Genomic DNA, 12,695 nt, shown 5'->3' with positions numbered 1-12,695 from the left:
CCCGCATGGTTAGCGGGTTTCAGGGGGGTTGCGAATGTCTGGGAAAAATAGCCAGTGGGTGGCTATGGGTGGCTATTCTGTGGCTTCTCGTTGGCTTTTTTTGGAAACATAGCCAAAGAATAGCCGCTAATAGCCGGGGGGTGGCTTTTTTTTAAAGCCCCGCAAACCCGCATGTTTACGGGCTTTGGGGGTTGGCATATTGTCGGAATAGCCACAATAGCCAAAAAAGCCACTTTCCCTAGAGTGTGATTTTTAATCAGGCTCATCTGTATGTAAAACGCGGTAAACCTCCTTGCGCAAACTGCCGTTCAATTCCATTGGTTCGACGGGCAATAAATACCCGTGTTCAACCAATACGCGGGCGGCCTGTTCAAAATCCTGCTTTGCACGTAGCGCCCTTGGTCGGTAGCTTGCCATTAGGTTTTGATAAAGGTAACTTAAACCGTTGATTTTTACCCAGCCCAGCAATGCCCTTGCTTTGTCTATTTCGGGGGCTATGGTGGCGTTCTCCTTTAGCCTTAAGAGTTCGGCCAGTGAATAGCGTGCCAGGGTAATGCCTGCGCGCATCTGTTCTGGTGCTATGGTCTTTGCCTGTGTGCCGTCCTTGATGAATGTAAGTACCCCGGCAATGCGGGCGGACTGTTCGGCTATTTTGGCCGCTGTGCCGCTTATGTGCCGTAAATCCCCGTTAGGGTGTAGTTGCCTTTCCACTTCGTCACTAAAGGCGATAAAGGCTTGTTTGGCTGTGCCGGTAATGGTCAGGTTTAACAGGTCTAGGCCGCCGTCTGGGTCAATGTGCCAGCCGTTTTCCAGTAGTTCCAGCAGGCGGGCAAAGTAGGCTTTGAAGCGTGTATCGTCTGCTATGCTTGCCTCATTGTAAAATCGTGTGCCCATTGCACTGGGTGGGTAGGCAATGAGAAAGCGGGGGATAAACCCTTGCTCAATCAGTAGCGGGTTATTGAATACCTCTCTAACAATGACGGGTTGTAGCATTAGGTGCATTGCAATGCGGCGGTTGTATATCTTGAAGTTGGGCGCGTCCTCATTGGATCGCATCATGCCCAGCGGTGAGCCGTCCCACGCGCGCGAATAGAGCGCCACGGTGCGGGCGGCCTTTTCCTTGCCCATGGAATGCCCGCCAAAGAATGCCGCCCCTTCATCGGTGAAAATACCGGCGCAAGGCTGGGCGCGTGCTAAGTGCTTTGTCATGCCTTCAATGGTGGGGTCTTCCGGCAATATAACCGGGTCTTTAGGCGCTGGGGGTGGTGTGCCCAGTGCTTTGAGTGCTTGCGTGAGTTCGTCCGGGTCGGTTGTCTTTTTGAGCTTTGCCTTGATATTGGCTTTAGCCTGCAAATAGGCTTCATTCTCCAAACGGTAAGCGGTTAAATCCTCCCTAAAGGTTTCGGCCAGTTGCTTTTCAAGGGCATTGATGGGGGCGGTTGCCCAGCGATAAACCCCGCTTTTGCGCTCCCCGGATTCGGCAATGGTCAGGGCAAACAAACTTAACGGAATGGTTCGCCCGTCTATTTCGGCATTGCGGTAGCCCTGCGCCACCAGGGACGCGCTCATAAGTACCGACTGACCGCACAAGGCCAGCGGTGCCTGTACCACTTCATGCAGTAACCTTGCCATGTTTGCCAGATAATCCCCCAGTGCGTCCACTGGATAGGGTGCGGCGGCGTTATCTTTATATCCCAATGGTTCGGGGGCGGGGTAGGGTGAAACCGTTTCTAAGCGGGTGATGTTGTCTTTTTTTGCGGCGGTCATGCTTCACCCCCTAGGCGTTCGGTATAAAGTGCGTTATGTTCCATGTTTTCCAGCTTGTTCTGGTCGATTAAATAGCGGTCGTTCCAGTCGGTGCCCGCTTCGGTTTCAGCAAAGTAGGGTAGGCTGATTTCTGCCCCAACGGCACGCGCGGCGGCGGTGGCCTTGTCTTTGCCCGGATTGCGGCCGGTGGTGCGCTCGGTGTGGTGGTCGTTGTCCCCGGCAATGATGATTTGTGCGGCTGGGTATTGTTTGCGGAAAAACCGTGCCACGGCCAGCAGGTTGCCCGCATCAAACGCACATACCACGCTGCTGAATGGGGTGTAGTGCTGTGCCAGTGTTGCGCCGGTGGCAAAGCCTTCACAAATCACAATAGGCGCATCTTCAACCCACTGGATGGGGTAGTAACCGCCGTCTTTCTTTGCGCCTTTCAAATAGCGTTTAGTGCCGTCCGGCTGAATGAATTGCAGGGATTGCACTACACCGGCAAAGGGCGGTTGAGTTCCGGCCATGGGAATAATTAAGGCATCCTCGTAACTCCACACCGTGCCATATAGAACGCCGTGAGCGTCTATTTGCTTGCGGATCAGATAGGGATGGTTAGCGGGGGCGGGTTGGGCGCTTCCCAGTATGCGGTAGGCCTGTTCACTGGCGCGCTGGTAGTTGGCGGCCAGCCGTTGGGCTTCAATGGCAAGGGCGGCGGCCTGTTGGGTTTTGCGCTGTTGCTGTGCCATTGTCAGCCGTTGGCGTTCGTGTTGACTGATCGGCTGGAATCTAAAGCCGTTCGCTTTGGCCTTGCTTACTAGTGTGCCAATGGTGACACCGCCCCCGGCCTTGATACTTCTCCAGGTGTCGTTAAAGTCAGCAGGCCGGTAAGTGGCGGCGGTGGCGCTCCATTCGCGGGCGGTCTCTCTGGCGCCGTCTCCAAACTCGGATTTAATTGCCATAAGTACCGCTACCCATTCCCCCCGGTCGGTATCGGCGGGGATGTAGGTCAGCATCTGGGTAAGCGTGCTAAGGTCAATCGGTGGGCGTTGATTGAGGGGTAGTTGAGGGGTAGGGTTTAAGGCTAGTGCGGTCATGCTTCACCCCCGCGGCTCAGATACTCCAAATCTGATTGCATAGCGGTTAGGGCTTGCAGGGTCTGGGCTTCTTCTTGTAACCAGAACCCAAAGTTAAAGCCGTCTATTTTAGGGTCAAAAATGCCTGTATTATCCGCATCTAGACAAGCCACTTGAAGGGCTTTTGCAAGGCTTTCAAGTTGAACCAGGCGGCATTCAATGTGCGTTTCTGCTTGCCAAGCAAACTCTCTAAGCGTTGCCAAATCATTCCCAGCGGCCTTGCCCATGCGAACACGGTTGGCAATGGCCTCTAGGTTGTTAGAGCGCATGATTTTAATCAGTTTTTCCATTACGCACGCCCCCCGATTAAGCCCAGCAAAGAAACGCTCATATCGGGCGCGCCCTGGTCAGCTAGAAAGCGCGCCACGCTGTCCAACGTATCAAACGCCAATAAACCGCCGTCACGCTGTTTAATGGTGCTTATCTGGTCTTTGGTGGTAATAACAGAAACAATCCAATGACAGCCATTAAATGACGCCATAAATTCGCGGATAAAGCTGTTTGACGGTAAGGAAACGGTAAGGGAATAATCGCCCACGGTATGCAGGCCAAAAGAAGTGTTAGGCATGGTGTGCCCTCCTGGTGTTTTAGTTAGTGTTTGCCCACCTGTTTTAGTTTCAGGTGGGCGGGTCTCAACTACCGACACCAGTCGGCTGCCCATATTCCCGTTAAACGGTCTTGTATTAGGGGCTATCAACCCGCCCGCATTTTGGTAAATACGGTTACGGTCTTCCATGCCCATAGCGCATAGGAATGCACAGATTTTGGGCATAAAAAAAGCGCTGTTTACGGCTGCGCAACGTGCCGCTGGTGTTTTAGTAGTGCAGACAATGTTAGCGGGTTTGTTTGGTGCTTGCAAGTGCATAGCGTTGCAAATGGTTGCGTATGTCATCACTTAGCTCCTCTGTAAACCCTTAGCGCGGCCTTAGCGTCCTCTAACTGGGATTTGTCCAGCACATAGCTGCCCCCGGATACTTTGTTGCCGTCACGGTCATAAACGGGGGCGGTTAGGGTGTGGATCTGCCAGCCTCTGGCGCGTAGCTTCTTCACAATGTCGGGCACATTGTTTGCGCCCACAATCTGAATCAGGGCGTTGATAGGCTTGGGGGCTTCAAGGATTGCCAGCATTAAGCGGTATTGGCGCTCACTGGTCACGGTTAAACCCTTATGGTTACCTTGTGGTTCTAATACATCGCGCCATGTGCGTTTAGGTTTGTTGTTGATGGTTGGCGGTGTAGAATGGGGCTGTTCCTGTAATCCCGTTGCCGCGCTATTCGTTTGAGTGGTGCGGTTTTTCATCAGGCCGCCCCCTCTGTTACACCACGTTCGCGGGTTTTCTCCCAGGCTTCCACCTCTGCAACATTCCACGCGCTGCAATTCGGGCTTAATTTGATAGGCTTAGGGAATCCCTGCGTTTTTATCCAGCGGTAGATAGTGGCCGGGTTAACTTGGAATTGTTTGGCAAGGGCTGCCATTCTGATTTTTTGCATTGTGATTACCTCCATGCAATGGGTTTTAGCATTGCGCAACTGGGTGCGCTTGGAGGCAATTAAAGCGGGGGTGGGTGGTCGTTTTTAGTCCGACAAATTAAAGTATCTGTCCACCTGTTTAAAGGTTTATATGGCACGTTTCTAGGTGCACCAAAACAACAAAGCCGCTTAAATAGCGGCTTGCAAGTGGCTTACTTAAGGTTTACTTCCGTCTGTTGGGATTTGCCACGGTTGCAATTTGGCTTGCTCTGGAATCAAGGTTATTTGTTTCTGTTCCGTATTGCTTATTCTTGCGGCCAATGCCGTGATTTTCTTCCAGCCAATAAATAACCCTGTTTTTAAACGTATCGCCAGCACGACCATAGCCATTATTCACGGCCTCCCATGCTTGAATCGCTAACGCTAAATCTGGGGCATAGTTTGGGCTGTCTTCATCAAGATAGGCCGGGCTGCTGGATTGTGCTACGCGCTCTGCTGGTTCTTCGTGGCCTGTATCGTTTGCGCTGCTGGTGTTACCTAGATATTCGCATTTAAATTGGCCGGTAGATAACGCCCAGTCCTTTAGGTTTTGCGCGCTGATTTCGCTATGTGCGTAATGCGGGGTTTCAATGCCGGGGATGTCGTCAAACTTACCGTAGTTTGCCGCCTTGATTAGTGTCTTGATGATTAGCTGGTATTTGGGGTTTTCATCTCTTTCTGTGCCTATTCCGTCGTTCCATACCATCAATGCATAATCATTGTCATCACTGTACCCGGTAGGCTCATGCACTAGGTACGGATTAATATCTATTAGTAGGGCGGCTGCTTCCCAAATTTGTAGCGTGGGGTGCAGTTGGTAAAGGTCTAAATAATTCATAATCAAAGCCTCCCAGCTTCGTTATCCGGTTTAAATAAGGTGGCACGGTCAGGGGGTGGATAATCCCTTTTTGCCCCGTCGGGCTAGGCCGCGCCAATGCTGCTGTTAGGTAGGCACTCCGCTTTTTAATATTCTCGTATGTAGAGAAAATCCGCGCCTCTACGCACCCGCACAGGCAAAGCTGTGCCGGAGTACTTTGCGTTTATGCCTTGCTTGATCTCGACCGCTTCTTGCACGGATGCTTTTAATTCATTAAAAAAGTCACTCATTACGCGCCACTTCTTTTCCTTTGAAAGGGCTGAGTTATCAGGCCACAGCAACCGCAATCTTGAATCCTAGGGCGTGTAGTAGCTTGTCCAGCGTTTCAAACTTTGGTTTTGTCTCTCCGTTCAATACGCGGTAAAGGTGTTGTCGGTTTAGGCCGCTGAGTTCTGCTGTTTCGGTTATGCCTTTCTCTTTAGCCAAGTGTCGCAACCCATCCAGCAAGCCGTTAATACCACCTTCTTCTAAGTAGGTGCTGAGATACAAGGCCATATCCTCTTTTGTATCCACACCTTGAGCAAATTCAAATTCTTGTAATTCCAGTGCCATGATTATTCCCCCAGTTGCTTAAACAGGTTCTTAGCCTGTTCTATGTCCTTGGTCTGTGTCGATTTATCGCCCCCATTGAGCAACAAAACTACCTCAGTGCCTCTAACCGTATAGTAAATACGAATCCCACCAGCAAAGAAAAAGCGTAATTCGTGAATGTCTGCATCAATCGGCTTGCTGTCTCCAAAATGTCCGTTTGCCACTTGGTTAATTCGGGCTTCTAATCGGTATTTGGTCTGCTTGTCCTTAATCGACTTAAACCATTTATTAAATTTTGCGGTGGTTAATATCTTATACTTCATTTCGTAATTGTATCAAGTAAACGACAAAAACTGTTATTTTTTAGAGAAACTCAACCTATACCCCATCCATATTTTTTATTTTCCTGCGTTTTTGTGAATTGGGATAACGTCCGCGCCTGCTTTGAGAGCATCCAGATGGTCACTCCATGCTTGCATAATCTCGACGCGCTGGGTTAGGTATTCGGCCTTGTTGTATGCGCCTTTAATCTCGTTGTCCTGTTCATGTGCTAGCTGTTTTTCGATGTAATCGCTGGTGTAGCCCATTTCATGCAGCAGGGTGCTTGCGGTGTGTCTAAAGCCGTGTGCGGTCTGCTTGCCCTTGAAGCCTAGGCGGTGCAATGCGGCATTTAATGATTCTTTGCACATTGGGCGCTTTGGGCTTCTAGGGCTTGGGAAAACATACTCTGTGCCGTGCTTAAATGGCAGCATGGTTTCTATAATGGCCTTAGCCTGTCTGGATAGGGGCACCATGTGGGGGCGTTTCATTTTCATGCGCTCGGCAGGAATGATGATTATGTCTTTATTCAAATCCACTTCATCCCATCTAAGCCCAGCAAGTTCGCTAGGTCGTAAAAACACATGGGGCGCCAATTTCAAGGCGGTGGAGGTGCTTATATCCCCAACATACAAATCAATAGCATTTAGTAGCTGGTGTAGGTCACTGGTTTTGGTCAGGTGGTGGAAATTCTTTTTTGTTTGCTTCTTGAAAATGTCCCCCGACGGGATGTCTCGCACTGGATCGGATGGGCATAAACCCAGCCCGACGCCGAAGCGGAAAATTCTTGATGCATACTGTTTCACCTTATGTAATGAATCCCCTAGCCCTTTGGCCTCCATTGTTTTGAGGGCATGAATTACCTGTTGCGGGGTGACTTCATCAATAAACTGTTCACCTAGTGTGGGTAACAGGTGCTGTGTTATTCGGTTATGCGTGTCAATCTGATAGTCATAACTCCAGCCCCCTGCATTCTGCTTGAACCACTGCGCAAACAGTTCTTGAAACGTAAGGCGCTGTGCTTGCGCCTGTTCAATGGCTTTCTGTTCTTTCTGGAGTTGGTTGCGTTGCTGTATGGGGTCAATGCCTTGTTTCACCATTGCTTTGACTTCATCACGTTTTGCCCTTGCCTCTGCAAGGCTCATTGCAGGATAAAGCCCCAGCGTAATATCAGTATCCTTGCCCTGCATTCTGATTCTGTACTTGAATGCCTTGCTTCCAGCTTTGGAGATTTCCAGCCGCAACCCGCCCCCGTCATTCAGCTTTTGTACTTTGCCGTTAGCTTTGGTTTTTTTGATCTGGGTATCTGTTAAAGGCATGGGTGAACCTCTTTGATGGGGGTAAATAAACGGGGGTAAAATTTTGGGGGTAAGCGGGGGTGATTGAGATTTACCCCCATTTTCACCCCCGTTTATTGTGCAATTATATGCAAGGGGATGCAATGGGGTGAGAAAGGGAAAAGGCCGCAAAGCCCGTAAATACGCTGTTTTTGGGCATAAAAAAACCGCCATGCAAGGCGGTTTAATTAGAATCTGGTGGAGATGGGCGGAATCGAACCGCCGTCCGGAAAGCATCCACTTAAAACTCTACATGTTTATTTGGTCTTTGAATTTAACCTACCGTTGCCCGACCAGCAGGGATCACGATAAGCGAGCTTGTAAAGTTTAATACCAAGCACCCAAACACGTACTTGATACGATCCTATGTAAGTCGATACAGCAACAGGGGCCATAGGCAACGGTCCCGTGCTGCACCAGCGGGATTAAGCCGCTAGAGCGTAGTTATCGTCGTTTGCAACTATAACTAAATGAACTAAGATTTACGTGCATCATTCAGGCACGACATGCATCTTAAACTTCAGTCTCCCCGTCGAAACCAGTACATCCCCGAATTTGGAGTGTCATGTTGACATGGCTTAAATACCCGGCCTGTTGAGTTTTTTGAACGCAATTTTGGCGGAATTTAAAACCGGAAGAAACCTGGGTTAGGTTTCCTAATTGTAAAAGAACGGTGTGATGATCGGCGTTGTTACGGCCTCTCAATCAGCTGGTTATTATATAGGGTTTGGCAAAATCTTTTTCAAGTTTAGCCGCAATAATTTTTTTAGTTTAACGTGCCAGTTTCATAATGCGCTGTTTGTCACGATTCCATTCGCGCTCTTTTTCGGTTGCGCGCTTGTCGTGCAGTTTTTTACCTTTGGCCAGACCGATATCGCATTTGACCTTGCCGTTTTTGCTCCAGTGCATATCCAGCGGCACGATGGTGTAGCCGCCGCGCTCGACCTGACCGACCAGACGATCCAACTCGCGGCGATGCAGCAGCAGTTTGCGCAGACGCAGCGGGTCGTGTTCGCGGTGGCTGGAGGCGGTAATCAACGGCGTGATTTGCGCGCCGAACAGATACGCCTCGTTGTTCTTGATCAGAATGTAGCTCTCTTTGATATTGACCTTGCCGGCGCGGATGCTTTTGATTTCCCACCCTTCCAGAGACAGGCCGGCTTCGTGCACCTCTTCGATAAAGTAGTCGAAGCGTGCCTTTTTGTTTTGTGCAATCTGGCGAGAGGGTTCTTTGGTTTTTGCTTTCTGTTTGGCCATATAAATGCCTATAAGTGCCGACAATCCGTGGGCAAATGAAAAGTGGCTATTATAGCAGAGCATCCCGGCAGCGACTAGGCTGCTCGGCTTGGCTTTGCCGGCTCAGTCGTTTAACTGGCGACGCGTCAGGCAAAATTCAAGTACCTCGGGTGGAACAATTTGCAGCATGCGTTGGGCGTTCAGTTCAAAGGTGCGGTCGGGCGCGTTGCGGCCGTCGAGATCAAAACGCAGCGGTGTCTGCTTTTGCAGTGCGTTATTGAGCAGTTTGAAAACCGCGCGGGTATCGCTGTCGTTACTGGCGACGCGGAAATCGGGCATCTCTTTGTAGTTGAAGGTAAAGTGGAAACTCATTCCCAGCAGGCCGGCTGTTTGCGCAATGTCGGTTTTGAAAAGCTGGGTCAGATGCTTGTTTTGTCCGCCGACATGTACGTCAATGCGCTCGCTGTCGTCTGGCGTGCTGACCGTGAGTTGATGCTCCGTATTATAAATATAGCCGTGTTTGGCGTATTTCTCGGCATCGTTGGCGAGTTCACCGTCACGGTCTTTCAGGGCGTCGGCCTGTTCCAGATATTGCACGCTGAAATTGGTGTAGTAGGGGCGGCAGCGCATAAAGAAAGCGGCCTGCGTGCGGAAATCGGCGGGAATGAAAATGACTTTGGCTTCGTCCAGCTTTTCGCTGAAATCATTGGCGCTGTAGGTTACGACAAAGCTGTCCTTAAGCAGTTGCCCCGGTGGCGCGGGATGTTCGATAATTTGATAATCGCCGGCGTAGAGCGGGGTTTGCCACAGGCCAAGCGCTGTTAGGGAAAGGGCTAGCGTTCTTTTCATACGGAGCTCCTGCTGAATGGTGGAAGAGGTGAATTTTGATTATAGCGTATTCACCCGAAGCAGCTTTGTTATAATGCCCGCATATTAAATAGGTGTTGTTTAAGTGCGGCGTAACCGCGGCACGCTGAAGTGTTATGAAGAAAATTACCCGTACGGCGCTTTTGCCTTATTCCGCTCAGCAGGTTTACGATTTGGTGAACGATGTGGCGGCTTATCCGCAGTTTCTGCCCTGGTGTGGCGGTTCAAAGGTATTGGCCGCCAGCGAATACGAAATGCAGGCGCAGGTGACCATCGCCAAGGCCGGCATCAAGCAGACCTTTACCACGCGCAATCATCTGGTGCCCGGGCAGCGTATCGAGATGCAGTTGTTGGACGGCCCGTTTAAAAGTTTGCGCGGCGAATGGAATTTCAAGGTGTTGGATGTGGACGCCTGCAAGATTCTGTTTGAGGTGGAGTTTGAGGTGAACAGCGGTTTGCTGAATGCGGCGATCGGCCCGATTTTTGAGCAGATTGCCAATACCTTGGTGGATGCCTTTTGCGAGCGCGCCAAACAGGTGTACGGTTAGGTTTGAAGTGGTAGGAAAACGTTATGCGAATTGAAGTGGCTTATGCGTTGCCGAAAGAGCAGTTTCTGTTTGTGGAAGAGGTGGCCGAAGGCACCACGGTTGCAGAGGCGTTGCAGCAATCCCGTCTGCTGAAAGAGATTCCCGGCCTGGATATTGAAAAGGTGGGCATTTTCGGCAGGCCGGTTCCCCACGATACGGTGTTGCGCGAAGGGGATCGCATCGAGGTTTACCGTCCGCTTAAGGTAGACCCGCGCGACAGACGACGCCAGCAGGTGGAAGAGGAGCGCCGTCAAAACACCAGGTAATCGTGCTTTGCAAGGTAGAAATAAAAAGGCCGGAAATTGTGATCCGGCCTTTTTTTTATGTCTTTTTGCTACGGATTATTTCAAATCCAGAGGCGTGCTGTCCGAAACGTTCCACGAGCTGATCATGCCGTCGGCATCAAATTGCAAGGTGAGTTGTTTGATCGCATCCGGATGGAAGCTGTCGTCGGTTGTATAGAACACATAATCCCACTGGTTCGGATTGAAGGGGTCTTCACCCATTGGCGGGCCAAAAAGCTGTCTGGCCTGGGTTTTGGTGAGGCCTTCCTGCAACAGGCTGAGCGCTTCCTGGGAAATGATGGTGCCCTGAGTCAGAGTCGGTTTGTAGGGCTCAATCCAAGAGCAACCACTTAACAAGCTGATGCTTAAGCCTGCCGTCAGCAATAGTTTGGCGGCGCGTGTCTTAAAAACCGGGAGGAATGCAGAGCGAGTGGTACTTAGGATTGAAATCATTTTCATTAATATTCTAGTTGGCTCTAAAATGGTTTATTATACACGCTATTAGGCGTGTGTAATGCGTTTGAATACGAATAATACAATAATCAAGTATGAAGAATCGAGGTTTAAATGAGCGGAGCTGAGCTAAAAAAAGTTGGCCTGAAAGTGACCTTGCCACGACTGAAAATCCTGGAGATTTTGGAAGGGGCGGGTGAAGATCACCATCTCACAGCTGAAGACGTTTACAAGATCCTGCTGGAGCAGGGCGAAGAGGTGGGATTGGCCACGGTTTACCGTGTGTTGACCCAGTTTGAACAGGCCGGTATTGTGCGCCGTTTAAACTTCGAGAACAACATTTCCATTTTTGAGTTGGACACCGGCGATAACCACGACCATCTGGTCTGCTTGAAAAGCGGCAAGGTCAAAGAGTTTGTTGACCCGATTATCGAAGAACGTATCAGTGAAATCGCCAAAGAGCACGGCTATGATCTGTCTGGCCATAATCTGGTGATTTACGGCACCTTGAAAAACGGTCATTAAGCGTTATTCCGAACGGGGTGCGCATACAAAAAAGCCGCTATAAGAAAGTTTCTTATAGCGGCTTTTTTTATGGTTTTTGCGGCAAATCCGGCCTGTTGAAAATTCAACAGGCCGGGTATCAGCGTCTTATTTGCCCAGCACTTTGCGTAGTGCCGACAGGCAGAACAGTACGTTCGACTCTTTTGCCGAGAAGCCCATCAGGCCGATACGCCAGACTTTGCCGGCGAAATCGCCCAGACCGGCACCGATCTCCAGATTGTAAGTGTTCAGCAGTTCCGAGCGCACCGCGGCATCGTCAACGCCCTCCGGAATCCAGACCGAGTTCAACTGTGGCAGGCGAACCGCTTCATCCACTACAAACTTGATGCCCATCTCTTCCAAACCGGCTTTGAGTTTTTCGTGCATGGCGGCGTGACGCGCCCAAGAATTTTCCAAGCCTTCTTCTTTCAGCATCACCAGCGACTCGTGCAGCGCATACAGGGCGTTGATGGGCGCGGTGTGGTGGTAAGCACGCTTGACGCCTTGCCCCCAGTAACCCATGACCAGGTTCAAATCCAGGAACCAGCTCTGTACTTTAGTTTTACGGTTGCGGACTTTTTCCAGAGCGCGTTCGTTGAAGCTCACTGGCGAAAGCCCTGGTGTACAGGAAAGACACTTTTGCGTACCGGAATAGATCGCATCCACACCCCAATCGTCCACGCGCAATTCCACACCACCCAGAGAGGTGACGGCATCCACAATCGTCAAGCAGTTATGCTGGTGAGCGATATCACAGATGGCCTTAACGTCTGAGCAAGCGCCGGTTGAGGTTTCGGCGTGCACAAAGGCAACGATTTTGGCGTCAGGGTTGGCTTGCAATGCGGCCTCTACTTTTTCTGGAGAAACGGCAGTACCCCAAGCATCGTGAACTTCCACGCAAACGCCGCCGGTACGCTCAACGTTCTCTTTCATACGCATACCGAATACGCCGTTGATGCAGACGATAACTTTATCGCCCGGCTCAACCAGGTTGGCAAAACAGGTTTCCATACCGGCAGAACCCGGCGCCGAAACCGGCATGGTCATTTGATTTTGCGTTTGGAAAGCGTATTGCAGCAGGCTTTTCACTTCATCCATCATGCCGACAAAAGCCGGATCCAAGTGGCCGATGGTGGGGCGCGCCATGGCTGAAAGGATGCGCGGGTGAACGTCAGACGGGCCTGGACCCATCAGGGTGCGAATTGGTGGATTGAACGATTGCATGGTCTTGGTTTCCTTGTTTTCGGGGTTAAGGAGTTAATTCCTACT

18 protein-coding genes and 1 other RNA gene are annotated in these 12,695 nt (G+C 50.6%); 3 read left to right on the top strand and 16 right to left on the bottom strand.

Annotation, left to right across the window (positions count from 1 at the left end):
- Positions 1–252: 252 nt before the first annotated feature.
- From HZ297_RS03950 to HZ297_RS03885, 14 genes are all read right to left on the bottom strand, one after another.
- Positions 253–1,767 (bottom strand): YfjI family protein, encoded by a 1,515-nt coding sequence (locus tag HZ297_RS03950; RefSeq protein ID WP_178861686.1) that lies wholly within the window; start codon positions 1,765–1,767, stop codon positions 253–255.
- On the bottom strand, positions 1,764–2,765 hold the full coding sequence (locus tag HZ297_RS03945; RefSeq protein ID WP_281357399.1) for a PriCT-2 domain-containing protein: 1,002 nt from the start codon (positions 2,763–2,765) through the stop codon (positions 1,764–1,766). Before HZ297_RS03945 ends, HZ297_RS03950 begins: the two co-directional genes overlap by 4 nt.
- Before the next feature lie 77 nt (positions 2,766–2,842).
- Positions 2,843–3,175: a hypothetical protein gene (locus HZ297_RS03940; protein WP_178861684.1), complete on the bottom strand. Its 333-nt coding sequence runs from the start codon at positions 3,173–3,175 to the stop codon at positions 2,843–2,845.
- Positions 3,175–3,777 (bottom strand): hypothetical protein, encoded by a 603-nt coding sequence (locus HZ297_RS03935; RefSeq protein WP_178861683.1) that lies wholly within the window; start codon positions 3,775–3,777, stop codon positions 3,175–3,177. The genes HZ297_RS03940 and HZ297_RS03935 overlap by 1 nt, the downstream gene beginning before the upstream one ends.
- Complete coding sequence (locus tag HZ297_RS03930) at positions 3,777–4,184, bottom strand: hypothetical protein (protein ID WP_178861682.1); 408 nt, start codon at positions 4,182–4,184, stop codon at positions 3,777–3,779. Before HZ297_RS03930 ends, HZ297_RS03935 begins: the two co-directional genes overlap by 1 nt.
- Entirely contained in the window at positions 4,184–4,375 is a 192-nt protein-coding gene (locus HZ297_RS03925; protein WP_178861681.1) for a helix-turn-helix transcriptional regulator, read from the bottom strand. The genes HZ297_RS03930 and HZ297_RS03925 overlap by 1 nt, the downstream gene beginning before the upstream one ends.
- Before the next feature lie 202 nt (positions 4,376–4,577).
- Complete coding sequence (locus HZ297_RS03920; protein ID WP_178861680.1) at positions 4,578–5,231, bottom strand: hypothetical protein; 654 nt, start codon at positions 5,229–5,231, stop codon at positions 4,578–4,580.
- A 125-nt stretch (positions 5,232–5,356) separates the two neighbouring features.
- The gene (locus HZ297_RS03915; protein WP_178861679.1) at positions 5,357–5,500 is read right to left on the bottom strand and encodes a hypothetical protein; all 144 of its coding nucleotides are present in this window, start codon (positions 5,498–5,500) and stop codon (positions 5,357–5,359) included.
- A gap of 37 nt (positions 5,501–5,537) precedes the next feature.
- Positions 5,538–5,822, bottom strand: a complete 285-nt coding sequence (locus tag HZ297_RS03910; RefSeq protein WP_178861678.1) for an addiction module antidote protein — start codon at positions 5,820–5,822, stop codon at positions 5,538–5,540.
- A 2-nt stretch (positions 5,823–5,824) separates the two neighbouring features.
- Positions 5,825–6,124: a type II toxin-antitoxin system RelE/ParE family toxin gene (locus HZ297_RS03905; RefSeq protein WP_178861677.1), complete on the bottom strand. Its 300-nt coding sequence runs from the start codon at positions 6,122–6,124 to the stop codon at positions 5,825–5,827.
- Between the two features lie 75 nt (positions 6,125–6,199).
- Entirely contained in the window at positions 6,200–7,438 is a 1,239-nt protein-coding gene (locus HZ297_RS03900) for a tyrosine-type recombinase/integrase (protein WP_178861676.1), read from the bottom strand.
- A 214-nt stretch (positions 7,439–7,652) separates the two neighbouring features.
- Positions 7,653–8,007, bottom strand: a transfer-messenger RNA (tmRNA) gene (gene ssrA, locus HZ297_RS03895).
- Between the two features lie 220 nt (positions 8,008–8,227).
- Positions 8,228–8,713: an SsrA-binding protein SmpB gene (smpB, locus tag HZ297_RS03890; protein ID WP_178861675.1), complete on the bottom strand. Its 486-nt coding sequence runs from the start codon at positions 8,711–8,713 to the stop codon at positions 8,228–8,230.
- Positions 8,714–8,815: 102 nt separating this feature from the next.
- On the bottom strand, positions 8,816–9,541 hold the full coding sequence (locus HZ297_RS03885; RefSeq protein ID WP_178861674.1) for a hypothetical protein: 726 nt from the start codon (positions 9,539–9,541) through the stop codon (positions 8,816–8,818).
- A gap of 134 nt (positions 9,542–9,675) precedes the next feature.
- On the opposite strand from HZ297_RS03885, the gene HZ297_RS03880 reads away from it, so the two are divergent.
- The gene (locus HZ297_RS03880) at positions 9,676–10,107 is read left to right on the top strand and encodes a type II toxin-antitoxin system RatA family toxin (protein WP_178861673.1); all 432 of its coding nucleotides are present in this window, start codon (positions 9,676–9,678) and stop codon (positions 10,105–10,107) included.
- A gap of 23 nt (positions 10,108–10,130) precedes the next feature.
- Complete coding sequence (locus HZ297_RS03875) at positions 10,131–10,412, top strand: RnfH family protein (protein WP_178861672.1); 282 nt, start codon at positions 10,131–10,133, stop codon at positions 10,410–10,412.
- 75 nt (positions 10,413–10,487) lie between these two features.
- Here the strand turns inward: HZ297_RS03875 and HZ297_RS03870 are convergent, their stop codons facing one another.
- On the bottom strand, positions 10,488–10,889 hold the full coding sequence (locus HZ297_RS03870; RefSeq protein ID WP_246261615.1) for an outer membrane protein assembly factor BamE: 402 nt from the start codon (positions 10,887–10,889) through the stop codon (positions 10,488–10,490).
- Between the two features lie 108 nt (positions 10,890–10,997).
- Between HZ297_RS03870 and fur the strand changes: the two genes are divergently transcribed.
- Positions 10,998–11,408, top strand: coding sequence for a ferric iron uptake transcriptional regulator (fur, locus tag HZ297_RS03865; protein WP_178861671.1), 411 nt, complete (start codon positions 10,998–11,000; stop codon positions 11,406–11,408).
- 126 nt (positions 11,409–11,534) lie between these two features.
- Here fur and HZ297_RS03860 read toward each other — a convergent pair whose 3' ends face one another.
- Positions 11,535–12,650, bottom strand: a complete 1,116-nt coding sequence (locus HZ297_RS03860) for a pyridoxal-phosphate-dependent aminotransferase family protein (RefSeq protein WP_218644534.1) — start codon at positions 12,648–12,650, stop codon at positions 11,535–11,537.
- Between the last annotated feature and the right edge of the window lie 45 nt (positions 12,651–12,695).

Origin of the sequence: Thiomicrorhabdus cannonii, assembly GCF_013391695.1 — a bacterium.
Lineage (GTDB): Bacteria > Pseudomonadota > Gammaproteobacteria > Thiomicrospirales > Thiomicrospiraceae > Thiomicrorhabdus > Thiomicrorhabdus cannonii.
The sequence above is the reverse complement of the archived record's forward strand: the minus strand, read 5'-3'. Positions and strand labels throughout refer to the sequence as shown.